The organism is Actinomyces urogenitalis, assembly GCF_002861525.1.
Taxonomy (GTDB): Bacteria; Actinomycetota; Actinomycetes; order Actinomycetales; family Actinomycetaceae; genus Actinomyces; species Actinomyces urogenitalis.
The window spans coordinates 589,367-614,935 of sequence record NZ_PKHA01000001.1; the positions used below are offsets into that span (position 1 = coordinate 589,367).

Sequence of the window (25,569 nt, forward strand, 5' to 3'; positions counted from 1 at the left end):
GTCCCCCGCCTGCGCCCAAGGTCACGCGTGCTGACTGGGGCCCGTCCACACGTCCCCCGGCAGCGCGTGAGGCAGATACGCGTTTCCGGGTGCCACGAAGCTCGGTGCCTGCTCAGGACGCTGCGCCCGCTGGTCCTCCCAGTCGCGCAGCATGCCAGCCACCCACTTCCACAGGGCGACGATGCCAGCGAGGTTGAGACAGGCCCCGATCCCCAGCAGCACGTCCGCCAGCGTCCACACGGTGGTCAGGGCCGCGCCGCCGCCGATGAAGGTGCAGGCCACCGCGCCGATGCGCAGAGCCGTGGTCACCCACGCCCGGCGGGTGAGGAAGTCCAGGCAGACCTCGGCATACGAGAAGGCGCCCAGGATCGTGGAGTAGGCCAGGACGATGATGAGCAGGGTCATGGGCCAGGAGGTCCACTCCCCCAGCGTCGAGGCAATGGCGGTCTGGGTCAGGGTGCCGGAGATATCCGTGCTCTGTGCTCCGGTGACACCCGGGGTGTAGACCGCGGGGTCGTTGACGCCGGCGATGAGGATCGCCAGGGCCGTCGCCGTGCACACCAGCAACGTGTCCACCAGGACCCCGAAGGCCTGGATGAAGCCCTGCTGAGCCGGGTGGGCGACGGTTGCCGACCCAGCCGCGCAGGCGGCGCCGCCCAGGCCGGCCTCGTTGGAGAACAGACCGCGGCGCACGCCGTTGAGCACGGCCGCGGTCAGGCCGCCAGCCACACCTCCCAGGCCCGCGCGCAGCTCAAAGGCGCCGGCGAAGATCTGGCCGAAGGCCGTCAGGGTCTGGGCAGGGTGCGTGACGATGATGACCGCCACGAGCAGGAGGTAGACGATCGCCATGAGCGGGGCCATCCACTCGGTGACCCGGGCGATGGACCGCAGCCCGCCCAGCAGCACCGGAGCCACGAGCAAGGCCACAATCGCCGCGCCCCACCACGGGCTCACACCTGCCGCCGAGCCGAGGGCGGCAGTCATGGCATTGGCCTGAACCATCGGCATCGCCAGGCCGTTGGCGATCATGAAGACGACGGCGAAGACGCCACCGACCACCGGCAGGTGCAGGCCACGTGCCAGGTAGTAGGCCGGGCCGCCACGGAAGGTGCCGTCACCGCGGCGGACCTTGAAGAGCTGGCCCAGGCTTGCCTCGGCGAAGGCGGTCGCCGTGCCCACCAGGGCCACCACCCACATCCACAGCACGGCCCCCGGTCCGCCCAGCACCAGGGCGAGCGCCACGCCGACGATGTTGCCGGTGCCCACGCGGCAGGCCAGTCCCACTGCGAAGGCCTGGAAGGAGGAGATCCCGCCCTGTGCGCCGGAGCGTGAGCCCACCACAGCGCGCACGATCGAACCCAGGTGCCGCAGCTGCACGCCGCGGGTGGCGATCGTGAAGAACAGGCCCACGCCGATCAGCAGCCAGATGAGGATGGTGCCGAACAGCCAGTTCGAGACCGTGCCGAGGATCGAGTTAAGGGTCTCCATGGCTCAGGCCTCCGGGGCTAGGCGGTCAGAGCCGGCCGCTGCTGCGCCGTCGGCAGGATGAGAGGCGCGAACGCTGTCCCACACGCCGTCAACCGTGTCACCAGGCAGGAAGGAGTTGCCGTGGCCGTTGAAGACGGGCTCGGCCACGCCGGCCTTGCGCTGCGCCTCGAAGTCGCGCAGGGCGCCCAAGGCCCAGGGCCCGAGCCACACGATGGCCACGAGGTTGATCACGCCCAGGATCCCCAGCGCGATATCGGTCAGGGCCCACACGATCGGCAGGGTGAGCACCGTGCCGGCGAAGGCCGCCGCGGTCAGCAGCAGCCCGAAGGCCTGCTCCGCCCGGCGCTCCCCGCCCAGGAAGTTCACGTTGACCTGGGAGTAGGAGTAGCAGCCCAGCACGGTGGAGAAGACCAGGACGAAGATGAGGACGACCATCGGCCAGGTGGTCCAGGCCCCCAGGTGCTCGACGACGGCCTGCTGGGTCAGCACCGCGCCCACCAGGTCCTCCTTACCCGGCTGATAGGTGTCAGTCGCCAGGAGGATGAGCAGGCCGGTGGCGGTACACACGAGGATGGTATCCACGAAGACGCCGAAGGACTGGATGAGTCCCTGGCGCACGGGGTGGGAGACGGTCGCGGTGCCCGCGGCGTTGGGAACGGTTCCCAGGCCTGCCTCATTGGAGAACAGTCCGCGGCGCACACCGTTGAGGACCGCGGCGAGCATCCCGCCGGAGATGCCGAACAGGGCCTGGTCGGTCCCGAAGGCACCACGCACGATCGCGGACAGGACCGCAGGAATCTCACCGATGTTCATGATGATGACGACCACGGTGATAAGCACGTAGAGCAGCGCCATGATCGGGGCCAACCACTCTGACACGCGCGCCACCGACTTCAGCCCGCCCAGCACGATCGGGCCGGTCAGCAGTACCAGGGCCACGCCCACCATCCAGGGGGCCATGCTCGGCACGGTGGCGTTGATGACGCCGGCCAGGGAGTTGGTCTGGACCATGACCACCGTGACGCCGACGCTGATGATGCACATGGCGGCGAAGATCGAGCCCCACAGCCGCGAGTGCAGGCCGTTCTTGATGTAGTAGGCCGGCCCACCCTTGAAGGTGAAGTCGCGCCCACGCTCCTTGAAGACCTGGGCCAGGGTGGACTCCACGAAGCTCGTGGACATCCCGATCAGAGCCACCAGCCACATCCAGAACAGGGCTCCGGGCCCGCCGGCGACGACGGCCAGCGCCACGCCCGCCACGTTGCCGATGCCCACACGGGCAGCCAGCCCGACGGCAAAGGCCTGGAAGGAGGAGATGCCTCCCTCCGCCCCGGAGCGCGAGTGCGTGATGGAGCGGATCATGGTGCCGAAGTGGCGGATCTGCACCCCGCGGGTGCGGATGGTGAAATACAGGCCCACGCCCACCAGCAGCACGGCCAGGACGTAGGTGTAGAAGAGGTCGTCAACCTTGTTGAGGGTGGCCTCCAGGTCCGCGGTGGACCAGGTGGGACGGGCCAGGGCGAGTCCAGCGGTGGTGAGAGTCGTCATCAGCGGGCCTCCGCCGTCGTCGTGCTCTGGGCAGCCTCCAGGGCCCAGACGTCACCGGGGACGTCAGCGGGCAGGTGCGGGTTGTTCACGCCGACGAAAACCGGCTCGGCCACGCCCGCCTTGCGCTGCGCCTCGTAGTCGCGCAGCGCGCCGGTCCCCCAGCGGAAGAGCCAGATGAGGGCCACGAGGTTGGTCAGCGTCATCACGGCCATGGCGATGTCGACGGCGTTCCACACCACGTCCAGGCTCAGCACCGCACCGGCCGTGGCCGAGACCGCGCAGACCACGCGCACGAGCCAGCTGGCCCACTTCTTGCCGCCGGTCAGGTAGGACATGTTGACGTCGGAGTAGACGTAGGCGGCGATGATCGAGGAGTAGGCCAGGACGAAGATGAGCACGGCCATCGGCAGGACCGTCCAGCCGCCCAGGCCGTGGGAGATGGCCAGGGTGGTCAGCGTTGCCGGGTTGGCCTCGGGCGAGGTCCAGGTCTCGGGGCCGGAGATGAGGATGACGAAGGCCGTGGTCGTGCACACGATGATCGTGTCGATGAAGACGCCCAGGGACTGGATGAGCCCCTGCTGGACGGGGTGGGTGACGGTCGCGGTGGCGGCGGCATTGGGGGCGGTGCCCTGGCCGGCCTCGTTGGAGAACAGGCCGCGCTTGGTGCCGTTGACGACGGCAGCCAGGATCCCTCCGCCCAGGCCGCCTACCAGCGGCTCGGGCGCGAAGGCCGAGGAGAAGATCCAGCCGATGACGCGGGCGAACTCGGTGAGGTTGGTCAGGCAGATGATGGCCACGAGGACCACGTAGATGAGGGCCATCACCGGCGCCATCCACTCCGTCACGCGGGCCACGGCCCGGATGCCGCCGAAGACGACGACTGCGGTGAGGAAGAAGACCAGCGCGGCCACCACGAGCTGGGCGCCGGTCAGCCCGCCGAAGCCTGGCAGTGGGGAGCTCTCGGAGCCGCCGAAGGCCGCCACGAGCGTGCCGGCCACGGCGTTGGACTGCACCGAGGTGATGATGAAGCCACAGGTGATCAGCGTGATGACGGCGAAGACGCCTGCCAGCGTCTTGTTCTTCATGCCTCGGGCCATGTAGAAGGCCGGGCCTCCGCGGAAGGAGCCGTCAGCGGCGCGGGTCTTGAAGACCTGGGCAAGGGTGGCCTCGAAGAAGGCGGTGGCCATGCCCACCAGCGCCACGACCCACATCCAGAAGATGGCACCGGGGCCGCCCATGAGCAGGGCGGCGGCCACGCCGAAGACGTTGCCGATCCCCACACGCGCGGCCAGGGAGATGGCAAAGGCCTGGAAGGAGGAGATGCCGCCCTGAGCACCGGAGCGGGAGCCAAAGACTCGCTTGACCATCTCAGGCAGGAGCCTGATCTGCACCCCACGCGTGACAACGGTGAGGAACAGGCCGGTGGCGATGAGGACCCACATGGTGATGTGGGCCGTGATCCAGTCGGCAACACTCAGGAGAGTGGCTGCGAGGGCGTCCATGATCTCGGGCCTTCAGTGATGGGGATGGGAACGCCGCGCATAGTCTCACAATCCGGGCTGGATATTCTCATCCGTCCGCATACTGCCCGATAGGTGGACACATTCTCCGTGCGGACCAGGACAGCAAGCCCTCCATGGCTCCGTCCTCAGCGCGGCTGACAAGCTCTGGGGAGATCTTGGCCGAGCCGTCACTCACCTGTTGTCACGATCCCGGGCGATAGGCCGTTACGACGCACAGTCTTTGGTGCTGAGCGTGTCTTTCCAGTGCATCTCAACGACCTCGCTTTCTCATTTGCGTCGGCTCTGGGCAATCACCCGGGATCGTGACAGGTGTCTGCGGAAATCCACGACGCCATGATTCGGAATCGCCGGGCTGTGGGAGCATGGCGGCATGTCCTCCTCCAGCGCGACGCCGACCCTCAACGCCCTGCTCGATTCCCTCATCCCGGCCTCGGACCCGGACTACGTCCCTGAGCCGGAGGAGATCTACCTGGCCTTCAGCCAGTGGGCCGAGGAGACCGGGCGCCCGCTCTACCCCCACCAGGACGAAGCACTGAGCCAGATCCTGGACGGGCGCCACGTCATCGCCGCGACCCCCACGGGCTCGGGCAAGTCCATGATCGCGCTGGCGGCCCACACCGCCTCGCTGGCCCGGGGAGGCCGCTCCTACTACACCGCTCCTCTCAAGGCGCTCGTGAGTGAGAAGTTCTTCGAGCTCATCCGCCTGTTCGGCGCCGACAACGTCGGCATGGTGACGGGCGACTCCTCCATCAATGCCGGCGCTCCCATCATCTGCTGCACGGCGGAGATCCTCGCCAACCAGTCCCTGCGTGAGGGCGAGGCCATGGACGTGGACTGCGTCATCATGGACGAGTTCCACTACTACGCCGATCCTCAGCGCGGCTGGGCCTGGCAGGTCCCGCTGCTGGAGCTGCCCCAGGCACAGATGGTGCTGCTGTCGGCCACGCTGGGAGACGTGAGCTTCTTCGTGACAGACATGAAGGAGCGCACCGGCCGGGAGGTGGCCGTCATCGAGGGCGCCGAGCGACCAGTGCCCCTGGAGATGGAGTACGTGGTCGAGCCGATCGGCGAGCTTCTCCAGCGCCTGGTCCAGCAGCACAAGGCTCCGGTCTACGTCGTCCACTTCTCCCAGAAGGAGGCGATCGAGCGAGCCACCTCGCTGCTGAGTGTGGACCTGGTTCCCAAGTCCCGTAAGGAAGAGGTAGCTGCGGCGCTGGGCTCCTTCCGGTTCGGGCCAGGTTTCGGTGCCACGCTCTCGCGTCTGCTGCGTGCCGGCATCGGGGTGCACCACGCCGGGATGCTGCCGCGCTACCGCAGGCTGGTCGAGCGCCTGGCGCGTGAGGGCCTGCTCAGCGTCATCTGCGGCACGGACACCTTGGGGGTGGGCATCAACGTCCCCATCCGCTCGGTGGTACTCACCTCCCTGGTCAAGTTCGACGGCGCCAAGGAACGCCACCTCACGGCGCGCGAGTTCCACCAGATCGCCGGCCGTGCTGGCCGCGCGGGCTTCGATACCCGCGGTTACGTGATCGTCCAGGCTCCCGAGCACGTCATCGAGAACGCCAAGGCTCTGGCCAAGGCCGGAGACGACGAGCGCAAGCGCCGCAAGATCGTGCGCAAGGCCGCTCCCGAGGGCCGGGTCAACTGGACGGACAAGACCTTCGAGCGCCTGCGGGACGCCCAGCCCGAGACAATGACGAGCCAGTTCCAGGTCACCACCACCATGGTCCTCAACCTCATGGAGCGCGACGGCAATCCCGTGGCCGCGATGGCCCAGCTGCTCTCGCGTGTCCACGAGAGCGAGGCGATGAGGCGCAAGCACGTGCGCCGTGCGATCGATATCTACCTCTCGCTGCGCACGGCCGGGGTGCTCACCCATGTCTCCTCCGCCCAGGCCAAGGCAGACGGCCGTCCCCGCCTGCGTCTGGCGGTGGACCTGCCTGACGACTTTGCTCTCAACCAGCCCCTCGCCCCCTTCGCGCTGGCGGCCATGGACCTGCTGGGGGTGGACTCCCCCGAGCACACGGTGGACGTCGTCAGCGTCGTCGAGGCGACCCTGGATGACCCAAGGCCCTTGCTCTACGCCCAGCAGCGCCAGGCCCGTGGCGAGGCGATCGCTGCGATGAAGGCCGAGGGCCTGGACTATGACGAGCGCATGGCCGCGCTGGAGGAGGTCACCTGGCCCCAGCCCCTGGCCGAGCTCCTGGCGCCTGCGCTGGAGATGTACAAGCAGTCCAATCCCTGGATCGCCGAGTACGAGCTGCATCCCAAGTCCGTGGTGCGGGACATGGTGGAGTCCGCGATGACCTTCTCCGACCTCGTTTCGCGCTATGAGCTGGGGCGCAGCGAGGGCGTCATCCTGCGCTACCTCACTGACGCCTACCGGGCACTGCGCCAGGTGGTCTCTGAGGAGCACCGCACCGAGGAGGTCGCTGCCCTCATCGACTGGCTGGGCAACCTGGTGCGCGCGGTGGACTCCTCCCTGCTGGACGAGTGGGAGGCCCTGGGGGCGGCACAAGCCGGCCGCGCCGAGCTGGCAGCCGGGATCCTGGACGGCGACCGGCCCGGCGAGGACGACTCGATCGGCGTCGAGCGCGCCTTCGGGGCGGACGAGAACGGCAAGGTCGCCTTCAGCCGCAACCTCCACGCCTTCCGTGTGGCGGTGCGCAAGGAGATGTTCCGTCGCGTCGAGCTCATGGCCCGCGACGACGTCGAGGCCTTGGGCCGCCTGGACGCCTCCTCCGGCTGGGGCGAGGACCGGTGGGACGATGCCCTGGCCCGCTACTGGGACGAGTACGACTGGATCGGCACGGACACGGCGGCACGCTCGATCGCGCTGGCTCCGCTCGATGAGGCTCCGAGGCCCGCGGACCTAGCGGCAGCCGGGGTCTCCGAGCGCCTCATCGAGGCTTTTGCCAAGACCGGCCGCACCGTGTGGCTGGCTACCCAGGTGCTGCAGGACCCTGACGAGGACCACGACTGGCGGCTGACCGCGCTCGTCGACCTGACCGAGTGCGACCAGGCGGACAAGGCCGTCATTCACCTGCTGAACGTGGGTCCGCAGAGGTAGGGGCCTGGGTGGACTGGCGCACCACGAGCTCAGGCGCGAAGGTGATGTGCTGGATTGCTGAGCCGTCAGAGAGCAGCAGGTCCGCTGCGGCCCGGCCGATCTCACGCATGGGCTGGTGCACGCTGGTCAGCGGGGTGATGAGCTCGGAGGCGATGGCGACGTCGTCATAGCCCACGATCGCCACGTCCTGGGGGATGCGCAGGCCGCGGTCACGAATGACGCGCATGGCTCCGATGGCCATCTGGTCGTTGGCACAGAACAGGGCCGTGGGGGGCTCGGGATCATCCAGCAGCCGGGCCGCTCCGACCGCGCCGGCGTCCGCGCAGTAGCTCGCGCCCTCGTGCACCGCCTCAACCTCCACCAGGACCTTGTCAGGATCCTCCCCCGCCTCGGACAGGGCCTGGAGAACGCCGCGGCGTCGGTCGACGGACTGGCGGACGCACAGCGGTCCGTTGACGAAGCCGATACGGCGGTGGCCGAGGTCCAGCAGGTGCCGCACCGCCACCTTGGCGCCAGCGACGTCGTCGCCGCCCTCATCCAGCTCGAGGTCACCCTGGCCGACGGCACTCGCCAGGTCATCGCCACCGACTCCTCCTGGAAGGCGGGGGTCGGCGAGATCCTGTTCACTGACCTCTACGACGGCGAGAAAGCCGACGCCCGACTGGCCACCCTGGGCTGGTCCGCCCCGGGCTTCGAGGAGTCCGGCTGGTGGCCGATCGCCGTCGGCGCCAGCGACGCCGAGCGCCTGGTCATGCCCTCTGACGCGCCTGTGCGCGCGACCGAGGTCCTGCGCCCCGTCGAGGTCACGGTCATGGAGCGGCGCACCGCCGACCTCAACGGCAAGGTCATCGAGATCTCGCCCGAGCGCCTGCTGGTCGACTTCGGTCAGAACATCTCCGGGCGCGTACGCATGCAGGTCAGCGGCGCAGCCGGCCAGTCAGTCACCATCCGCCACGCCGAGGTGCTCGACGGCGGCGAGCTGGGGATGCGGACCCTGCGCGAGGCTGAGGCCACTGACGTCTACACCCTGCGTGGTGACGGCCTGGAGGAGTGGGAGCCGGCCTTCGCGATCCACGGCTTCCGCTACGTCGACGTCACCGGGTGGCCGGGCGGAGCCGACGAGGCCAAGGCCGCCATCGAGAACGGGGCGCTGGTCGCCGTCGTCCTGCACACGCAGATGGAACGTCTGGGTGCCTTTGCCGCCTCGGACGAGCGGGTCACCCGCCTGCACGAGAACTCCCGCTGGTCCATGCGTGACAACTTCGTCTCCATCCCCACCGACTGCCCCCAGCGAGACGAGCGCCTGGGGTGGACCGGGGACATCCAGGCCTTCGCTCCCACGGCCGCCTTCCACTACTCCTGCACCGGCCTGCTCTCCTCGTGGCTGACGGACCTGGCGGTCGAGCAGAAGGCTCATGGAACGGTCCCGTGGTACGTCCCGGTCATTCCTGGCGGCTTCTGGACCCCGCCGACGCCTGCCGCTGTGTGGGGCGACGCTGCCACGGTCGTGCCCTGGGAGCTCTACCGCGCCACCGCGGACACGGGGCTGCTGCGCCAGCAGTACGACTCGGCCAAGGGCTGGGTGGACCTGGTCGACTCCTTGGCAGGCGAGGACCACGTGTGGGACTGCTCGATGCAGCTGGGCGACTGGCTGGATCCCTCCGCCCCACCGGAGGCCCCGATGCAGGCCATGACGGACCCGCACCTGGTGGCTACCGCCTTCTTCGCCCACTCGACCCGGATCCTGGCCCAATGGGCCGAGGTGCTCGGCAAGCAGGAGGACGCACGGCACTACGGCCAGCTCGCTGACGCGATCGGCGAGGGCTTCCGGGCCCGCTACACCGACGGCGTAGGCCACCTGAGCAGCGACACCCAGACGGCCTACGCCCTGACCATCGCCTTCGACCTGGCCGGGGACGAGGAGCGTCGCGCGGTGGCCGGCAAGCGCCTGGCCGAGCTGGTCGAGGCCAGCGGCGGCAACGTGGCCACGGGCTTCGCCGGGACCCCGGCGCTCACGGCCGCGCTGTCCGCCACCGGGCACGCCGAGCAGGCCTACCGCCTGCTCATGGAGACCTCCTGCCCGTCCTGGCTCTATGCCGTCACGATGGACGCGACCACCACCTGGGAGCGCTGGGACTCGATGCTGCCTGACGGCTCGATCAACCCCGGAGGGATGACCTCCTTCAACCACTATGCGCTGGGCGCGGTGGCCGCGTGGCTGGAGCAGGTCGTCGGCGGCCTGACCCCGGCCGAGCCCGGCTACCGGGTCATCGAGGTCGCCCCGCAGCCTGGTGGCGGCCTGAGCTGGGCCGAGTCGGTCCACCGCACGCCCTTCGGCTGGGCCGCCTCCTCCTGGAGAACCGACGACGACGGCACGCTCAGCCTCGACGTCGTCGTCCCCGTGGGCGCCACGGCGAGGGTGAGCCTGCCCGGAGGCAAGAGCGTCCGGCTCGGGCACGGCCGTCACCACCTGAGCGCCTGATACTCCGCCAGCGCTGGCACGCAGATCGGCCACCTGCGTGCCAGCGCTAGGGTCTGCCCATGAGCAAGAAGCACCGCGGGTCCCAGCCCGGCGCAGCGACGCCGGCCCTCCTCGCCCTGGACAAGGCGGGTGTGGCGCACGAGGTCCTCACCTACGAGCACTCAGACCGCTCCACGACCGGCTTCGGGCAGGAAGCGGCGGCCAAGCTCGCGGTAGACCCTGACCTCGCGCTTAAGACCCTGCTGGTCGGCGACGGCGACCAGGTCGGGGCGTGCGTGCTGCCCGTCAGCCACCGGCTCAGTCTCAAGCACGCCGCCAAGGCGCTGGGGATGAAGAAGGCAGCTCTCATCCCGCCGGCTGACGCCGAGCGCATCACCGGCTCCGTCGTCGGCGGGATCTCCCCGCTCGGCCTCAAGCGGCGCATGTCAGTGGTCGTCGATGCCTCGGTCGAGCACGCGGCTTCGGTGATCGTCTCCGGCGGCCGGCGTGGGGTCAGCGTGCGGCTGGCGCCAGCCGATCTGGCCACCGTCGCGCAAGCTTCCTTCGCCCCGTTGGAGGCCCAGGACTAAGCCTCACTGGGGCGGTCCCGCCGCTACTCTCCCACGTGCCAGCTCACGTCCACGACCCGCGCGGCAGTGGCCGAGGAAAGCGGCCGGGTGCCCGGGCCAGGAACCCGGCGCGCGGGGTCAGAGGATGCCGCCTCCGTCAACGACCTCCTTGCCGAAGGGGAAGCAGGTCACCGGGATCATCCTGAGGTTGGCGATGGCCAGCGGGATCCCGACGATCGTGATGGCCTGGGCAGCCGCCGTCGTCACGTGCCCGATGGCGAGCCACAGGCCTGCCACCAGGAACCACACGACGTTGGACAGCCCGCTCATCGCCCCGGCGCCCGGCCTCTCCACCACGGAGCGCCCGAAGGGCCACAAGGCGTACCCGGCGATGCGGAAGCAGGCCACGCCCGCGGGGATCGTCACGATGAAGACGCAGGCGACCACGCCGAAGAACAGGTAGCCCAGGAACAGCCAGAAGCCGCCGAAGACCACCCAGATGAGGTTGAGCAGAGTACGCATGGACTCATTGTCTCCCGTCATGGGCGTTCACGCTCACCCATGACGGGGTCGAGGCGCAGGCCCTCACCAGAAGGCTCGCTGAGCGATCGCGTCAGCGAAGTTCGTCAGGGCCTCAGGCGTCGATCCCAGGTAGAGACCGGCGTCAATGAGGGAGACCTCCATGAGGTAGAAGCCGCCCTGCCCGTCCGAGACCACGTCCACACGGTTGAACAGCAGCTGGATGTCGCGTCCCGCGGTCTCCTTGATCAGGCCGTGGATCGCCTTGCGCACGCGCTCGCCCCACAGCCACTCCTGCTCGCTGGGCTCCCGGGCGGTGACGATCTCCTCGTGTACCTCATCGGTGGAACGGAAGGAGGGGTGAAGCATCGGGGCCTTCTCCACGGCGTGGGAGAGCACACCGTTGAAGTAGACCAGGGAGAGTTCACCCTTGCGGTCCACCTCCTCCAGGTAGCGCTGGACCATCACCGTGCGCCCGCGCCCCAGGTGGTGCATGGCGTCGTTGATGGCCTCCGAGCGCGAGCGCGCGTCGGTAGCCGTGTAACGGCCGGTGCCGCGTCCACCGGAGGAGACGGCCGGCTTGACCACGAAGTCACCGTGGGCCGGGAAGCGGGTGTGGACCTGGTGCTTGGAGAAGCCTCGCTCCGGCTCCAGCCACATGGTCGGGATCATGGGCACCCCGTGACCACTCATGCGCTGGAGGTAGTGCTTGTCCGAGTTCCAGTCGACGACGGCGGGGTGGTTGAGCAGGCGTGGCACCGAGTGCGCCCAGCGCAGGAAGGACTCGTAGTTGCGCTTCTTGGCGTAGTCACGCACCGAGCGCAGCACGACGATGCCGGCCTCGTTCCAGTCGACGTCCGGGTCGTTCCACACGGCGATACGCGGCTCGATGCCGCGTTCGGCCAGCGCGTCAGGCAGGGCCTGGTCGTCGACGTCGAGCTCGGGGTAGTCAGCACAGGTCGCGAGGGTCACGATCGGTTTGGTCACCCGGCAACCGTACCGTCTTCACAGCCTCCGCCGCGGCCGCACGAGGCCGATATGGCTGAGGCGACACTCGGCCGCAGCCGGATGGGTCACAATAGCGCCTATGACAGCACCCACCGTGCATGACGACGGCGTCCCCTCCCATCCGCTGCGCAGCTTCTACCCGCCGATCGAGCCACGTGCCACCGGCATGCTCGACGTCGGTGACGGTCAGCAGATCTACTGGGAGGAGTGCGGGAACCCGGACGGCATCCCCGCCGTCTTCCTCCACGGCGGCCCTGGCGGCGGCTGCTCCCCCGCCCACCGGCAGGTCTTCGACCCCGAGCGCTACCGGATCATCCTGTTCGACCAGCGAGGCTGCGGGCGCTCCCTGCCTCACGCCTGGGAGCCGGAGGCAGACCTGTCCACCAACACCACCTGGCACCTGGTGGAGGACATGGAGAGGCTGCGCACGCACCTGGGAGTTGATCGCTGGCTGGTCTTCGGCGGGTCCTGGGGCTCGACCCTGGCCCTGGCCTACGCCCAGACCTACCCGCAACGGGTCCTCGCCCTGGTCCTGCGCGGCATCTTCACCCTGCGCAAGCGAGAGCTGGACTGGTACTACGAGGCTGGCGGCGCGGACATGGTCTGGCCCGACGAGTGGGAGCACTACGTGGCCGCAGCGGGCGAGGACGTGGAGCCCGGAGGCTATATCGAGCGCTACCACGAGCTCTTGTCCCACCCCGATCCCGCCGTCCACGGGCCTGCGGGCATCGCCTGGACCACCTGGGAGGCCGCGACCTCCACCCTGCTGAGGGACCAGGCGCATCTCGACGAGGTCCAGGACCCCAGCTACGCTGTGACCTTCGCGCGCATCGAGAATCATTTCTTCTACCACCAGGGCTGGATGCGAGATGGTCAGCTCATCCAGGGCGCCCGCCTCTTGGCCGAGCACCACATCCCGGGGGTGATCGTCCAGGGCCGCTATGACATGTGCTGTCCGATCGGCACGGCCTGGGCACTGCATCGCGCCTGGCCCGAGGCCGAGCTCCGCATCTCCCCCACCGCCGGGCACGCCTTCTCCGAGCCGGAGACGCTGTCCGCGCTGATCGAGGCGACCGACTTCTTCGCCACCCAGCTCTCACAGTCGTTCGACGGCGCACACAGCCGCGAGACCTCGGGGCAGGCGTCATGAGGCTCAACCCGTCTCAGCGCTACTGGCTGTCGATGCTGGGCATCGTCGTAGGAACGATTGCGGTCGCGGGCCTGGCCGGCGGGACGGTCGCCCGGCTGGTTGGCGAGCGCTCGCTGCTGGCCGGGGCCGTCGTCGTCCTCATCTTCCTCATGGGCTGGCAGGTGGGCGTGCGGGTGCGCGAGCGCAAGAAGCTCGATCTGCCGCTGTGGCGCGGGCTGGACGAGGACCAGGCACGCCAGCTCGCCCAGTACCGCGAGTTCACCCGGACAGGGCGGATCACCCAGCCCGGACGGCGCGAGGTCTCCGAGGCCTCCCGCACGCCGCTGGGCCGCACGCAGCTCTCGGCACGTGACCAGGCGCGGATCGCTGACGTCGAGCGGCAGCGCAAGGCGCGCGAGCACAGTGACCATCCCGAGGACCCGGCCGCGCGCTGACCCGCAACCTTGCCCCACCGCGCTGAGACTTCTCGCACATTCGCGCAGAATTGCGGTTTTTCGATTGGACGCCGGCGCCCCGGCGACGTAAAGTCTTCCTCCGTCGCCGGGCGCTCAGGCGCTTCGAGACATGCCTCCTTAGCTCAGTTGGTTAGAGCACCTGACTCTTAATCAGGGTGTCCAGGGTTCGAGTCCCTGAGGGGGTACCACGGAAGAGGCTCTTCGGAGCCGCTTCCACAACCAACGCCTCCTTAGCTCAGTTGGTTAGAGCACCTGACTCTTAATCAGGGTGTCCAGGGTTCGAGTCCCTGAGGGGGTACCACGCAAGGCTGCTGCGTGATGCACCGGATTCTCCGGAAAGCATCAGCAGTCATCGTGAGCACTTCTGCTCCGAGGTCATCGAAAGATCGAGGACCCCCAGTGTTCACGCGTCCGAGGCTGACTCGTCACCCCATGGAATACCGGTGGCTACCTCGAGCGTTCATCCTTGCGTCGGCAGTGCCTGAGCTGCGTAACCCGCGCCAGGTGCCATGCCATCCCGGGCACTCCCCCGCCTCGTGCGGGCTATGAGGACCGGACCAGACCACACATGCTGGGCGCAGGACCGACCTGCCATTCACTCCCAGCGCAGAGGGGCCCTACGGGGCCGTGATGTTGAAGAAGGATGATGAGATTGATGATGAACACGATGCACATGCACCAGGACCTGCGAGAGGCTGCCGAGCGCGAGTACAGCGCCGCACAGGCCGAGCTGAGCTCCCTGGCGGCTGACGCCTCCCCCTCCCGCCTGGAGCGGGCGCTGGAGCGCTTCGAGGCCGCTCGCGACGCTCTCGCCCTGGCGGCCTGAGCGCCGCTACCAGCCAGGCAGCAGCCTCGCCCTACCATGGACAGTCACCGACTCACAGGAGACCACCATGCCTCAGCTCACCCCCGGTCAGGCCGCGTCTGACTTCACCCTCGCAGACGCCACCGGCACCCCAGTGCACCTGGCAGACCTCCTCAGGAACCATCGCGAGGGCTGCGTCGTCTACTTCTACCCGCGCGCCTCAACCCCGGGGTGCACCAAGGAGGCCTGCGACTTCCGCGACTCACTGGCCGCGTGGGAGCAGGCGGGCTACGGCGTCGTCGGCGTCTCCCCTGACTCTCAGGCCGCTATCGCGCGTTTCGCCGCCACGCAGTCCCTGCCCTTCCCCCTGCTCTCCGACCCTGACCACTCGGTCATGGAGGCCTGGGGCGCGTGGGGCGAGAAGAAGAGTTACGGCCGCACACTGACCGGCGTCATCCGCTCCACCGTGGTGCTGGGCAAGGACGGTGCCGTCAAGCTGGCCAAGTACAACGTCAAGGCCACCGGACACGTGGGGCGCCTACGCAAGGAGCTCGGCCTGGACTGACTGACCACGTGCGGCGGGGCACCGTCGGCCTTTCGGACAAGGTCGACGGCGCCCCGCCTCGTCTCCTGGGCGATCAGGCCGCAGGCAGAGGATCAGGCCGCGGGCTGCTCGCCGGGGTAGACCACGCCGAGATCGCGGCGAACCTCATCCATGAGCTCCATGACCCGCATGGTCGCCGACCACGGCATGATCTCGGACTGGGTACGGCCGGCAGCGATGCAACGCGCCGCCTCCGCCGCCTCAAACTGGAAGCCGCCGGGCACCGCGGCGTCCCAGGTGGCGCTGACCTCGCTGCCATCCTGCCCGCGACGTGCCAGGGTGACGGTGGTGGGGGCGAAGAACCACGGCCCGAGGTCCACCCGCGCCCGACTGCCCAGGACCTGGGCGGTGTTGGTCCCGACGCTGTCCATGCCGGCACCGGCCACCGCCGTCGCACCGGGATAGCCCATGGCGACGACCTCGTCCAGGTCCACGCCCTCCTGGCTCAGGCGTCCCAGGACCCGCATCGACTCCGGGCTGCCCAGCAGGGAGTGGACGAAGGAGACCGGGTAGACCCCCAGGTCCAGCAGTGCACCACCGGCCAGCTCCGGGCGCACCAGACGCGGCACGTGCAGCAGCACCTGGTAGTGGTCGGCCCGCACATTGCGGATCTGGCCGAGCGCGCCGCTGGAGGCCAGCGCGCGCAGGACGACCTGCCCAGGCAGGAAGCGCGTCCACATCGCCTCCATGGCGAACAGGCCCTGCTCCTGTGCCGTATCGAGGACCTCGCGAGCCTGGGGGGCGTTGATCGTGAAGGACTTCTCCACCAGCACCGGCTTGCCGCCTCGCAGCGCCGTCAGCGCGTGCTCAGCGTGGAACATGTGCGGGGTAGCAACATAGATCGCGTCGACCTCGGGATCGGCCACGAGCTCCTCGTAGGAGCCGTGAGCGCGTGCAGGTCCGCCCTTGGTCGTGCCCGGGTGGGCGTCGATGAAGGCCTGAGCCTTGGACACCTCGCGCGAGCCGACGGCGGCGATGACCCCGGAGGACAGGTTGGGGACGTCAGTGGCGAACTTGCCGGCAATACCCCCTGCGCCCAGGATTCCCCAGCGGATGACCGGGGCGTCCTGCGGGTCGGGAACGAGCGTGGCTAGGTCGAGTGAGCCCGCCGCGGCACCGGCCTCGGCAGCCAGCTCATGGGCGAGGTCTGGAAGAGGGGGAAGAAGGTCAGTGGTGCGTGTGCCTGGGGCGTCATTGCGTGCCATGGCATGAGCCTACCCTGCCACCACCCAATTGGTTTCACGGACAAACTTACATCGGTCCGCTGTTTCGCGCCGCCACAACCCCAGCCTCGCTCTCGCTCGGGCGCGCTGCGGCCCAGTTCGGTGCTCGGGCCGTGAACCGCTAGGCTGTCCCGCGAGCGCGAGTGGCGGAATTGGTAGACGCGCTGGATTTAGGTTCCAGTGTCCATGACGTGTGGGTTCGAGTCCCATCTCGCGCACCAACCGAGCCCGCCTCGTGGCATGACGCAGGGGCCGGAGCGAGGACGCCGGCAGCGTCGACGCCTTGGCCCAGGCATGCCCCAGGTCCGTGTCCGTCACCGTGCGCGGCCGATCAAGACCTGGGCGTGTTGTCCGTGTGAGTGATGACGCCGGCGCAGCTCAAGGTTGCGCCCCCGTATCCCCTTCCCCCCGTCTACCTTCACCCGCCTGCGTTGCCTAGCCTGCTGCTCGCCTGCGGCCTACGGGTAGGCTGCAGGCGTGACTTCTACATCCACCTTCACCCGCAAGGACGGGCGCGCCACCGATGAGCTGCGCCCTGTCACCATCACCCGCCGCTGGCAGGAGCACGGCGAGGGCAGCGTCCTGGTCGAGTTCGGCCGCACTCGCGTCCTGTGCGTCGCATCCTTCACTGAGGGCGTCCCCCGCTGGCGCAAGGGCAGCGGCGAGGGCTGGGTGACCGCCGAGTACGCCATGCTGCCGCGCGCCGGCTCCGAGCGCTCGGGCCGAGAGTCCGTGCGAGGCAAGGTTGGCGGCCGTACCCACGAGATCTCCCGTCTTATCGGCCGTGCCCTGCGCGGCGTCGTCGACGTCGCGGCCCTGGGTGAGAACACCATCGCCCTGGACTGCGACGTCCTGCAGGCCGACGGTGGCACCCGCACCGCCTCCGTCACCGGCGCCTACGTGGCCCTGGCCGACGCGGTGGCCTGGGGCACTGAGCGGGGACTGATCAGCCCACGCGCCGGCAAGCCAGTGATTGCTGACTCACTGTCCGCCATCAGCGTCGGGATCATCGACGGCGTTCCCTGCCTGGACCTGCCCTACGAGGAGGACGTGCGCGCCCACACGGACATGAACGTCGTCCAGACCGGTGCGGGCAAGTTCATCGAGGTTCAGGGTACGGCCGAGCACGCCCCCTTCAACCGGGACGAGCTCTGCGCGCTGCTGGACCTGGCTACCAAGGGCAACGGCGAGCTGGCCGAGCTGCAGAAGGCGGTCCTGGCAGGTCCGTCCGACGAGCCCTTCACCGTCCGCTCGGGCCAGGACGCCTGAGGCGCGCGATGACGACGACGCAGGTCACCGTGCCCGCAGGCGCCCGGCTGGTGCTCGCCACCCACAACCCCGGCAAGCTGGCCGAGCTGCGTGCAATCCTCACGCCGCTGGTCCCCGGCCTCGCACCGGAGCAGATCATCTCTGCCGCCGCGCTCCAGGCTCCTGAGCCCGTGGAGGACGGGCTGACCTTCGCTGCCAATGCTGAACTCAAGGCGCGAGCGCTGGCCACGGCCACGGGCCTGCCGGCAGTGGCTGACGACTCCGGCCTGTGCGTGGACGTGCTCGGCGGGGCACCCGGGATCTTCTCGGCACGCTGGTGCGGCCATCACGGCGACGACGCAGCCAACCTAGAGCTCCTGCTCGCGCAGCTCTCCGACATCGCCGATCCCCACCGTACGGCCCGTTTCACCTGCGCCGCTGTCCTAGTGACCCCGGCAGCCCAGGACACTGCGGACCAGGCTCCGGCCGTCACGGTGGTGGAGCGCTCGATGGAGGGGCGCCTGCTCACGGCCCCGCTGGGTGAGGGAGGCTTTGGCTACGACCCCGTCTTCGTCCCGGTCCAGGAGGACCGGCCGGGCGCAGCCGGGCGGACGACCGCGCAGATGAGTGCGGCGGAGAAGAACGCCATCTCCCACCGCGGCCAGGCCTTCCGGGACCTGGCACCGGTTCTGGCGGATCTACTGGCCTGACCCCGCCCAGGTGCCCTCAGGACCGTGGTTTCCTGTGCGGGAACGGCCCCTACGCATCGCGTAGGGGCCGTTTTCTCACGCAAAACCACGGTCGCGATGGCGAGGGTGGCGGGCAAGTAGCGGCGGGGGGCTAGTCCTCGTCCTCCTGGGACGCGCCGGACTGCGAGCCAGCCGCCTCCTGTGCGTCCAGGCGACGCTGGATCGCCTTGGGCGTCAACGACTCCTGGGCCTTAGCGAAGCCGTAGAGCCACCGCCAGCCACCCATGACGATGACCATGAAGCAGGCGAGCATGAGGGCAAAGCCAAGGACGCCGTCGGCTCCTGCCACCAGGCGCGCGACCACCCACACCAGCCAGGTCATAACCACGACGCTCGCGCCGTCGCGACCGGCCGTCTCCAGGTGATCGGATGGGCGGGCCAGGAGCCAGGCGGCGACCCACCCGGCAAGCAGGGAGATGATGCCCCCGACGAGCAGCTCAGGCGCCTGCGAGGTGTCATGCACGCAGGCAGCGGCGAAGAAGGCGATGAGGACGACGGCGAGCAGGTCCGCCGGGACCACGAGCCACCAGCGCGTGCGTCGGTCACGGGTCCAGGGGCAGTCCGGACCATCGGGCACCGCAGGCGTGTAGGAGATACGGCGGACCGCGCCCTTCTCCTCTGCCTGGGCACCGGCCCGGCCTGTGCCTGGCTCCAGCGAGTCCTCACCTGCCATCTCAGATCTCCCAGCTCGCGCCTGCCGTTGCCGCCTCCAGCGGTCCGTCAAAGACGTGGGCGGCATTGCGCAGCGGTACACCCGGATCGGTCCATGGCTGGATATGGGTGAGAACCAGGTGCCCCACCGGCCGGCGCGGGGTCTGGCCGGCAGTGCCCGCAGCCAGCTCACCAGCGCGCTTGCCGGTCAGGTGCATCCCGCGCACGGTATCCCGTCCCTCAACGAAGGCCGCCTCCGCCAGGAGGAAATCCACGCCGTCAGCCATGTCGATCATCGACTCGGTCAGGTCGGTGTCACCAGTGAAGGCCATCGCGGCACGCGTCGGCACACCGTCCTGCCCCAGGGACTGACTCGGTCCCTCGATGCGGTAGCCGTAGGCCTCCACCGGGTGAAGAGCCTCAAAGGGGGTGATGGTCATCGGTCCGATCTGGATGCTCTGCCCCGGCACCGCCGTACGGAAGGTGAACTCGGTGGCATAGGTCTCCGCCTCACTCGTGCCGTCCACCCCGCGCAGACGGGCGGGCAGCTCGGCAGGACCGATGGTCAGCACCGGGCCCAGCGCGCCAGCGGGGTTCCACCGGCGGAAGACGTGCATCCCTACCAGATCCACCATGTGGTCGGCGTGACAGTGGGAGATGACCAGGGCATCGAGATCTGCCGGATCGATGTAGCGCAGCATCTGCCCCATGGAACCCGGCCCGAGGTCCAGGACCACCGAGTAGGTGCGTTCGGTGCCCTCAGCTGACATCCCCCGCGCCTGGACGAGGTAGCTCGAGGCTGAGGAGTCCGGACCAGACATGCTTCCGGTGCAGCCGATGACGGTGATCTTCATGAGGATCCTTGGATGGGAAGGGGTAGGGGACGGGGTCAGTGGGTGGAGCCACCGAGCGGGCTGTCAGTGCCCAGGCCGGAGCGGGTGACGTGCGTGACCTCCGGGCCGAGGAAGCGACGTGCCAGGACCGCGAAGGACTCTGGGTCACCCGTGGCACGGAACTCGTGGACCGGGGCCGGGGCGTCGGGATCACGCAGCAGGCCCTGGCTGGCCAGCCCGCGGTAGACGTCCTTGGCGGTCTCCTCGCTCGAGGTCACCAGGGTGACGTCCTCGCCCATGACGTAGGAGATCGGGCCGATGAGCAACGGGTAGTGGGTGCAGCCCAGGATCAGCGTGTCCACCCCGGCCTCTCGCAGCGGCAGCAGGTACTCCTCCGCCCGAGACATCACCTGTGGCCCGGTGGTCACGCCGCGCTCGGCCAGCTCAACGAAGTCCGGGCACGCAGTAGACAGCAGCTCGACGCCGGGAACCGCCTCCAGGGCGTCGGCGTAGGCCCGGGAGTCCACCGTGCCCTGGGTGGCGATGAGCCCGATCCGGCCGTTGCGCGTCACCCTCGCCGCCGCGCGGGCAGCGGGGTGGATCACCTCCACCACCGGCACTCCCTTGCCCAGGGTGTAGCGACGGCGGGCATCGTGCAGCACCGCGGCAGAGGCCGTGTTGCAGGCGATGACCAGCATCTTGACCCCGGAGTCCACCAGCTCGTCCATGACGGCCAGTGCCAGCTCGCGGACCTCGTCGATCGGTCGGGGCCCGTACGGGGAGTGCTCGGTGTCCCCGATGTAGAGCACCTGCTCCCCCGGCAGCTGGTCGAGGACTGCACGCGCTACCGTCAGGCCGCCGACGCCGGAGTCGAACATCCCGATCGGTGCGTCATTCACGCCTTCGAGACTAGGCGGGCCCATCGCCGCTAAGCAGCACGGTCAGCAGTGATTCCTGCCACCAGGTGAGCATGTCGTAGACCATCGACATCGCCCGCCGCGAGCGCTCGGTCTCGCTCTCCTCCTGCGGCGGGTCCTCCCAGGCGACGGCGTGGACGTCCTCGGCAGCCTGGGCGTCCTCGATCCCGAGGCGCTGGGCCAGGACCAGGCGCAGGTCATTGAGCGCCCCGAGCCAGTCCTGCTCCGTGCCGGCCTCCACCCGCACGCTCGCACCCTGGCCGGTTGGCTCGCGCAGCTGAGCCATGACGATCCGGGCCCGTTCAACCTTGAGGGAGCGCAGCCGCTCACGGGTGATCGAGGCGACCTCGACGGCGGTGAGGGGGTCCTCTGAGGCCTCCGGCAGAAGCACCTCCAGCAGGGGCGTGAGCTCCGCGTCGGCCCGGGGCGAGTGCGTTGTGCGGGACTGCCCGGCGGCATCCTCCATCGCGAAGTCGAGGGAGGCCAGGATCTGGCTGTCACGCTCGCTCTCACCGCTGCGCTGCCCGGTTCCCGGTCTGTGCGCCTCCTGGCTCGGCCCGCCCTGAGAGGTCAGGACGAAGAGCACCTGCTCCAGGAGGCCCGCAATCAGCTCACGCTCCCAGGCCTCCACCAGGCTCTCCCACCCTCCTGTCGCAGGGACGAAGTGCTGCATCAGGCCCCCGCCTCCCCCTCAGCGCCCTCAGGATCCTCGCCGTCGGGCTCAATCGTGGCCCGCAGCCCGTAGGAGTGCATGGCGGTGACGTCCACCTCCATGCGCTCGCGAGGCCCGCGCGAGACGATGGCGCGCCCGGTGGTGTGGACCTGCATCATGCGCTGGTGGGCGAGCGAGAGCGGAAAGCGGAAGTAGCTGCGGAAGACCCACACGACGTAGTCCATGGTGTTGACCGGATCGTCGTGGACCACGGTGCGCCAGCGCTCCAGGCGCTGGGTGGCTGAGTCCTCGCGGGTGTCGGGCGAGGCGACGGGTGCACTGGCTGACATGGCTCCAGGGTATCGAGAGGGTCAGACACGATTGCCGCAGCCTGGCCCGCCGCCTGACCCTACGGCCTGACCCGGTCTCGTGCGTCGTGCGGGCCTGGGGACTAGGTTGGTGTCATGACTCCCAGCAAGGCCACTCCGCGCAACGCGGTCACCGGTAGCCCGATCGACCCCCAGCACGCTCCGGCGGTGACCTCCACGGCACTGCTGACGGACATGTACGAGCTGACGATGCTCCAGGGGGCGCTGGCCGCCGGCACCGCCGAGCGCCACAGCGTCTTCGAGATCTTCGGCCGAGCCCTGCCCTCATCCAGGCGCTACGGAGTGGTCGCCGGCACCGGCCGGCTGCTGGACGCCATCGAGCGCTTCACCTTCACGCCTCAGCAGATCGACTTCCTCCACGCCACCGGCGTCGTCGACGACGCCACCCTGGACTACCTGCGTGACTACCACTTCTCAGGGAGCATCCGCGGCTACGCCGAGGGCGAGTGCTACTTCTCCGGCTCCCCGCTGCTGACCGTGGAGGGCACCTTCGCCGAGGCCTGCATCCTGGAGACCCTGGCGCTGTCCATCTACAACTATGACTGCGCCGTTGCCTCAGCCGCCTCGCGCATGGTCATCGCCGCCCACGGGCGCCCCTGCGTGGACTTCGGTGCCCGCCGTGCTCACGAGCGCGCTGCCGTCTCTGCGGCCCGCGCCGCCGTCGTCGGAGGCTTCGTCGGTACCAGCGACCTAGAGGCCGGCATGCGCTACGGCATCCGCACCGTCGGCACCTCCGCCCACTCCTTCACCCTCCTGCATGACAGCGAGGAGGAGGCCTTCGCCGCCCAGGTCGCCTCACTGGGCCACGACACGACGATCCTGGTCGATACCTATGACATCGAGCGCGGTATCGAGAGGGCGGTCAAGGCTGCCCGCGCCGGCGGCGGGGAACTGGGAGCGGTGCGCCTGGACTCCGGCGACCTCGTCGCCGAGGCTTTCAAGGCGCGTCAGCAGCTTGACGCCCTGGGGGCCACGAGCACGAAGATCACGGTCACCAATGACCTGGATGAGTACGCCATCGCCGCGCTGGGGGCTGCCCCCGTGGACTCCTACGGTGTGGGTACCAAGCTGGTCACCGGCTCCGGGCGCCCCACCGCAGCCCTGGTCTACAAGCTGGTCGAGCGCGCCGACGCCGACGGCGTCATGCAGGAGGTCGCGAAGTTCTCCACCGGAGGCAAGTCGACCGTGGGCGGCCGCAAGTGGGCCGGGCGCGTCCTGGACGCCACCGGCACAGCGGCCGAGGAGCTGGTGGTCTCGGCACGCGAGCAGGGCGAGGCCCTGGCGGCCCTGCACGATGCCGGAGCACGCCCCTTGCAGGTCGAGCTCGTGCGCGACGGCGTCGTCAACGAGGAGCACCGTGGGCCGGCTGCGCTCCAGGCTGCCGCCGAGCGGCACCGGGCCTCACGCGCCGAGCTGCCCTACGACGCCTGGAGGCTGTCCGAGGGTGAGCCGGCCGTGCCCACCCGTCACCTGGACCTGGATGGCCGTCAGACCCTGCGCGGCTAGCGCTTGCCGACGAACCAGCGGCGCAGCGTCGCTACGCGCTTCTCGATCTGCTCGGTGGAGGCCTGGGCGATCTCGGGGCCGCCACACACACGTCGCAGCTCGTTGTGAACCGCACCGTGAGGCTGCCCCGAGCGCCTGGCCCAGGCGGCCACCAGCTGCGAGAGCTCTTTACGAGCGGCCTGGCGGCGCCGAGCGTCGTCGATACCGGAGTTGGCGCGCCGCTTGGCCGCTGCCGCTGACTCCCGCTTCTGCGCCGCGATCTGGCGGTCCTGACGCTGGCGCAGCAGGGCCGTGACCTGCTCAGGCTCCAGCAGCCCGGGAAGCCCCAGGTACTCCTGCTCCTCGACGCTGCCGACCATGGCGCCGGTACCGAACTCTCCGCCATCGAAGAGGACCCGGTCGAACTCAGCGGTGGAGTCCATCGCCTCGAAGCCGCCGAGCAGGTCGTCGGAGGCCTTGGCGTCCTGGTTGGCCTCAGCCACCAGCCGGTCCTCGGCGTAGGCGCCGAACAGGTCGTCCTCCTGGGAGGAAGACCGCTTACCCAGCACGTGGTCGCGAGCCACTTCCAGCTCGTTGGCCAGACTGAGCAGCGGCACCACGGAGGGCAGGAAGACTGAGGCGGTCTCGCCCCGTGAGCGCGAGCGGACAAAGCGTCCCACCGCCTGAGCGAAGAACAGCGGCGTGGAGGTGGAGGTGGCGTAGACGCCGACGACGAGGCGGGGTACGTCCACGCCCTCGGAGACCATGCGCACCGCAACCATCCAGCGGTCGGTAGAGGCGGAGAAGGTCTCGATCCGGCTGGAGGCGCCCGAGTCGTCAGACAGGACGACGGTCGGTTCCTCGCCCGTGATCTGGCGCAGCTGCTTGGCGTAGGCGCGGGCCTTGGCCTGGTCAGTGGCGATGACCAGGCCCCCGGCGTCAGGGACCTGACGACGCACCTCGGTCAGGCGCTGGTCAGCCGCGGCCAGCACTGAGGGGATCCACTCCCCCTTGGGGTCCAACGCGGTACGCCAGGCCTGGGCCTCCAGGTCCTTGGTCAAGGGCTCACCCAGTCGCGCCGCCACCTCGTCACCGGCCTTGGTGCGCCAGCGCATCTCGCCGGAGTAAGTCATGAACATCACCGGGCGCACGACGCCGTCGCGCAGGGCATCGGAGTAGCCGTAGGAGTAGTCGGCCCGCGAGCGCTTGATACCGCCGGTCTCCTCGACGTAGCGGACGAAGGGAATCGTCGACTCGTCCGAGCGGAAGGGCGTACCCGTCAGCGCCAGCCGGCGCCGGGCGGGGGCGAAGGCCTCGCGGATGGCGTCTCCCCACGAGCGGGCGTCACCGCCGTGGTGGATCTCGTCCATGATGACCAGCGTGCGCCGCGCGTCGGTGCGGGCACGGTGCAGGTTGGGGTTCGCCGCTACCTGCGCGTAGGTCAGGGCCACGCCGTCAAAGCGGGAGCCGAGAGCCCCCTGGCTGTTGGTGAAGGAGGGGTCGATGTGGATCCCGACGCGTGCGGCGGCCTCCGCCCACTGGTACTTCAGGTGCTCGGTCGGGCACACGACGGTGACCTGGTGAACGTCACCCGTGCTGAGCAGCTCGGTGGCGATGCGCAGCGCGAAGGTGGTCTTACCAGCGCCTGGGGTGGCCACGGCGAGGAAGTCCTCGGGCATGGTCTCCAGGTACTTCTTCAGCGCCGCGGCCTGCCAGGCGCGCAGTGACCCCGCCGTGCCCCAGGCGGCACGACGCGGGTAGGCCGGCGGCATCGTCTCCGCGGCGAAGATAGAAGGCTGGGTCGGGTTGCTCGCTGCCTGGTTGCGACGCGCGCCGCTCACTGACCGCCTCGGGAGAAGGGGAAGCGGGGGAAACGCGGTCCCTTGCCGCCGGAGTCGCCACCCTCACGCATCTGCTCGTAGATCTGCTTGCACGTGGGGCACACCGGGTACTTTGACGGATCACGCCCGGGCGTCCAGACCTTGCCGCACAGGGCGACGACGGGGCGTCCGGTCGCGGCTGCGGCCGCGATCTTGTCCTTGCGCACGTAGTGGGCGAAGCGGTCAGCGTCGCCGTCGTCGGTGGACTGGAGCTCCTCGCGCTCTAGCACCGCGGTACCGGTCGAGACGCCGGTGGACGGGTCCGAGAGCGGGCGGCCGGGCTCGCCAGGGCCGGAGTCGGTGCTCGCCGTCATCTGCTCAAGGGACTCAGTCATGCGTCCC

At 69.3% G+C, this 25,569-nt stretch carries 24 protein-coding genes and 3 tRNA genes; 13 read left to right on the top strand and 14 right to left on the bottom strand.

Annotated elements, in window-relative coordinates:
* Positions 1-21 precede the first annotated feature (21 nt).
* The 3 genes from CYJ26_RS02510 to CYJ26_RS02520 are packed head-to-tail and all read right to left on the bottom strand — an operon-like array spanning position 22 to position 4,538.
* Complete coding sequence (locus CYJ26_RS02510; protein WP_006549402.1) at positions 22-1,488, bottom strand: alanine/glycine:cation symporter family protein; 1,467 nt, start codon at positions 1,486-1,488, stop codon at positions 22-24.
* Positions 1,489-1,491: 3 nt separating this feature from the next.
* A complete protein-coding gene (locus CYJ26_RS02515) occupies positions 1,492-3,036 on the bottom strand; it encodes an alanine/glycine:cation symporter family protein (RefSeq protein WP_006549401.1) in 1,545 nt (514 codons plus the stop codon).
* On the bottom strand, positions 3,036-4,538 hold the full coding sequence (locus CYJ26_RS02520) for an alanine/glycine:cation symporter family protein (RefSeq protein ID WP_006549400.1): 1,503 nt from the start codon (positions 4,536-4,538) through the stop codon (positions 3,036-3,038). Before CYJ26_RS02520 ends, CYJ26_RS02515 begins: the two co-directional genes overlap by 1 nt.
* A gap of 391 nt (positions 4,539-4,929) precedes the next feature.
* On the opposite strand from CYJ26_RS02520, the gene CYJ26_RS02525 reads away from it, so the two are divergent.
* Positions 4,930-7,629: a DEAD/DEAH box helicase gene (locus tag CYJ26_RS02525; protein WP_101637872.1), complete on the top strand. Its 2,700-nt coding sequence runs from the start codon at positions 4,930-4,932 to the stop codon at positions 7,627-7,629.
* Here the strand turns inward: CYJ26_RS02525 and CYJ26_RS02530 are convergent.
* Positions 7,595-8,128 carry a substrate-binding domain-containing protein gene (locus tag CYJ26_RS02530; protein ID WP_231550260.1) on the bottom strand — a complete coding sequence of 178 codons (534 nt, stop codon included), beginning with the start codon at positions 8,126-8,128 and terminating at the stop codon, positions 7,595-7,597. The two genes, CYJ26_RS02525 and CYJ26_RS02530, sit on opposite strands and share 35 nt — an antisense overlap.
* Here CYJ26_RS02530 and CYJ26_RS02535 point away from each other — a divergent pair.
* Positions 8,120-10,111, top strand: a complete 1,992-nt coding sequence (locus CYJ26_RS02535; RefSeq protein ID WP_244901992.1) for an alpha-L-rhamnosidase — start codon at positions 8,120-8,122, stop codon at positions 10,109-10,111. The two genes, CYJ26_RS02530 and CYJ26_RS02535, sit on opposite strands and share 9 nt — an antisense overlap.
* Before the next feature lie 59 nt (positions 10,112-10,170).
* A complete protein-coding gene (locus CYJ26_RS02540; RefSeq protein ID WP_006549381.1) occupies positions 10,171-10,680 on the top strand; it encodes an aminoacyl-tRNA deacylase in 510 nt (169 codons plus the stop codon).
* 117 nt (positions 10,681-10,797) lie between these two features.
* Here CYJ26_RS02540 and CYJ26_RS02545 read toward each other — a convergent pair whose 3' ends face one another.
* Complete coding sequence (locus CYJ26_RS02545; protein ID WP_034236943.1) at positions 10,798-11,181, bottom strand: YccF domain-containing protein; 384 nt, start codon at positions 11,179-11,181, stop codon at positions 10,798-10,800.
* A gap of 63 nt (positions 11,182-11,244) precedes the next feature.
* Positions 11,245-12,165, bottom strand: a complete 921-nt coding sequence (locus tag CYJ26_RS02550) for an ATP-grasp domain-containing protein (protein WP_006549379.1) — start codon at positions 12,163-12,165, stop codon at positions 11,245-11,247.
* A gap of 100 nt (positions 12,166-12,265) precedes the next feature.
* Between CYJ26_RS02550 and pip the strand changes: the two genes are divergently transcribed.
* The 6 genes from pip (at position 12,266) to CYJ26_RS02575 (ending at position 15,161) form a co-directional block, all read left to right on the top strand.
* The gene (gene pip, locus CYJ26_RS02555; RefSeq protein WP_006549378.1) at positions 12,266-13,336 is read left to right on the top strand and encodes a prolyl aminopeptidase; all 1,071 of its coding nucleotides are present in this window, start codon (positions 12,266-12,268) and stop codon (positions 13,334-13,336) included.
* On the top strand, positions 13,333-13,770 hold the full coding sequence (locus CYJ26_RS02560; protein WP_101637873.1) for a hypothetical protein: 438 nt from the start codon (positions 13,333-13,335) through the stop codon (positions 13,768-13,770). The genes pip and CYJ26_RS02560 overlap by 4 nt, the downstream gene beginning before the upstream one ends.
* Before the next feature lie 132 nt (positions 13,771-13,902).
* A tRNA-Lys gene (locus CYJ26_RS02565) sits at positions 13,903-13,979 on the top strand.
* Positions 13,980-14,015: 36 nt separating this feature from the next.
* A tRNA-Lys gene (locus tag CYJ26_RS02570) sits at positions 14,016-14,092 on the top strand.
* A gap of 342 nt (positions 14,093-14,434) precedes the next feature.
* Entirely contained in the window at positions 14,435-14,617 is a 183-nt protein-coding gene (locus CYJ26_RS10675) for a hypothetical protein (RefSeq protein ID WP_006549376.1), read from the top strand.
* A 67-nt stretch (positions 14,618-14,684) separates the two neighbouring features.
* Positions 14,685-15,161, top strand: coding sequence for a peroxiredoxin (locus CYJ26_RS02575; protein ID WP_024036200.1), 477 nt, complete (start codon positions 14,685-14,687; stop codon positions 15,159-15,161).
* A gap of 92 nt (positions 15,162-15,253) precedes the next feature.
* Here CYJ26_RS02575 and CYJ26_RS11110 read toward each other — a convergent pair whose 3' ends face one another.
* Positions 15,254-16,405 (bottom strand): Gfo/Idh/MocA family protein, encoded by a 1,152-nt coding sequence (locus CYJ26_RS11110; RefSeq protein WP_006549374.1) that lies wholly within the window; start codon positions 16,403-16,405, stop codon positions 15,254-15,256.
* Positions 16,406-16,560: 155 nt separating this feature from the next.
* Here CYJ26_RS11110 and CYJ26_RS02585 point away from each other — a divergent pair.
* The 3 genes from CYJ26_RS02585 (at position 16,561) to rdgB (ending at position 18,381) form a co-directional block, all read left to right on the top strand.
* A tRNA-Leu gene (locus CYJ26_RS02585) sits at positions 16,561-16,644 on the top strand.
* Between the two features lie 256 nt (positions 16,645-16,900).
* A complete protein-coding gene (gene rph, locus CYJ26_RS02590; protein ID WP_006549373.1) occupies positions 16,901-17,692 on the top strand; it encodes a ribonuclease PH in 792 nt (263 codons plus the stop codon).
* A gap of 8 nt (positions 17,693-17,700) precedes the next feature.
* Entirely contained in the window at positions 17,701-18,381 is a 681-nt protein-coding gene (rdgB, locus tag CYJ26_RS02595; RefSeq protein ID WP_006549372.1) for an RdgB/HAM1 family non-canonical purine NTP pyrophosphatase, read from the top strand.
* 130 nt (positions 18,382-18,511) lie between these two features.
* On the opposite strand, the gene CYJ26_RS02600 is transcribed toward rdgB, so the two are convergent.
* Genes CYJ26_RS02600 through clpS form a run of 5 tightly spaced genes read right to left on the bottom strand, consistent with a single transcriptional unit; the run spans position 18,512 to position 21,823 of the window.
* Positions 18,512-19,093: a hypothetical protein gene (locus CYJ26_RS02600; protein WP_024036699.1), complete on the bottom strand. Its 582-nt coding sequence runs from the start codon at positions 19,091-19,093 to the stop codon at positions 18,512-18,514.
* A 1-nt stretch (position 19,094) separates the two neighbouring features.
* Positions 19,095-19,925, bottom strand: coding sequence for an MBL fold metallo-hydrolase (locus tag CYJ26_RS02605; RefSeq protein WP_006549370.1), 831 nt, complete (start codon positions 19,923-19,925; stop codon positions 19,095-19,097).
* Between the two features lie 35 nt (positions 19,926-19,960).
* The gene (gene murI / locus CYJ26_RS02610) at positions 19,961-20,782 is read right to left on the bottom strand and encodes a glutamate racemase (RefSeq protein ID WP_034236930.1); all 822 of its coding nucleotides are present in this window, start codon (positions 20,780-20,782) and stop codon (positions 19,961-19,963) included.
* 31 nt (positions 20,783-20,813) lie between these two features.
* Positions 20,814-21,494, bottom strand: coding sequence for a DUF2017 family protein (locus CYJ26_RS02615; RefSeq protein ID WP_006549368.1), 681 nt, complete (start codon positions 21,492-21,494; stop codon positions 20,814-20,816).
* Entirely contained in the window at positions 21,494-21,823 is a 330-nt protein-coding gene (clpS, locus tag CYJ26_RS02620) for an ATP-dependent Clp protease adapter ClpS (protein WP_006549367.1), read from the bottom strand. Before clpS ends, CYJ26_RS02615 begins: the two co-directional genes overlap by 1 nt.
* A 114-nt stretch (positions 21,824-21,937) precedes the next feature.
* Between clpS and CYJ26_RS02625 the strand changes: the two genes are divergently transcribed.
* Positions 21,938-23,368, top strand: a complete 1,431-nt coding sequence (locus tag CYJ26_RS02625) for a nicotinate phosphoribosyltransferase (RefSeq protein ID WP_006549366.1) — start codon at positions 21,938-21,940, stop codon at positions 23,366-23,368.
* Here the strand turns inward: CYJ26_RS02625 and CYJ26_RS02630 are convergent.
* Positions 23,365-25,119 (bottom strand): DEAD/DEAH box helicase, encoded by a 1,755-nt coding sequence (locus tag CYJ26_RS02630; RefSeq protein WP_180950832.1) that lies wholly within the window; start codon positions 25,117-25,119, stop codon positions 23,365-23,367. The two genes, CYJ26_RS02625 and CYJ26_RS02630, sit on opposite strands and share 4 nt — an antisense overlap.
* 65 nt (positions 25,120-25,184) lie before the next feature.
* On the bottom strand, positions 25,185-25,562 hold the full coding sequence (locus tag CYJ26_RS02635; protein ID WP_006549364.1) for a DUF3039 domain-containing protein: 378 nt from the start codon (positions 25,560-25,562) through the stop codon (positions 25,185-25,187).
* Between the last annotated feature and the right edge of the window lie 7 nt (positions 25,563-25,569).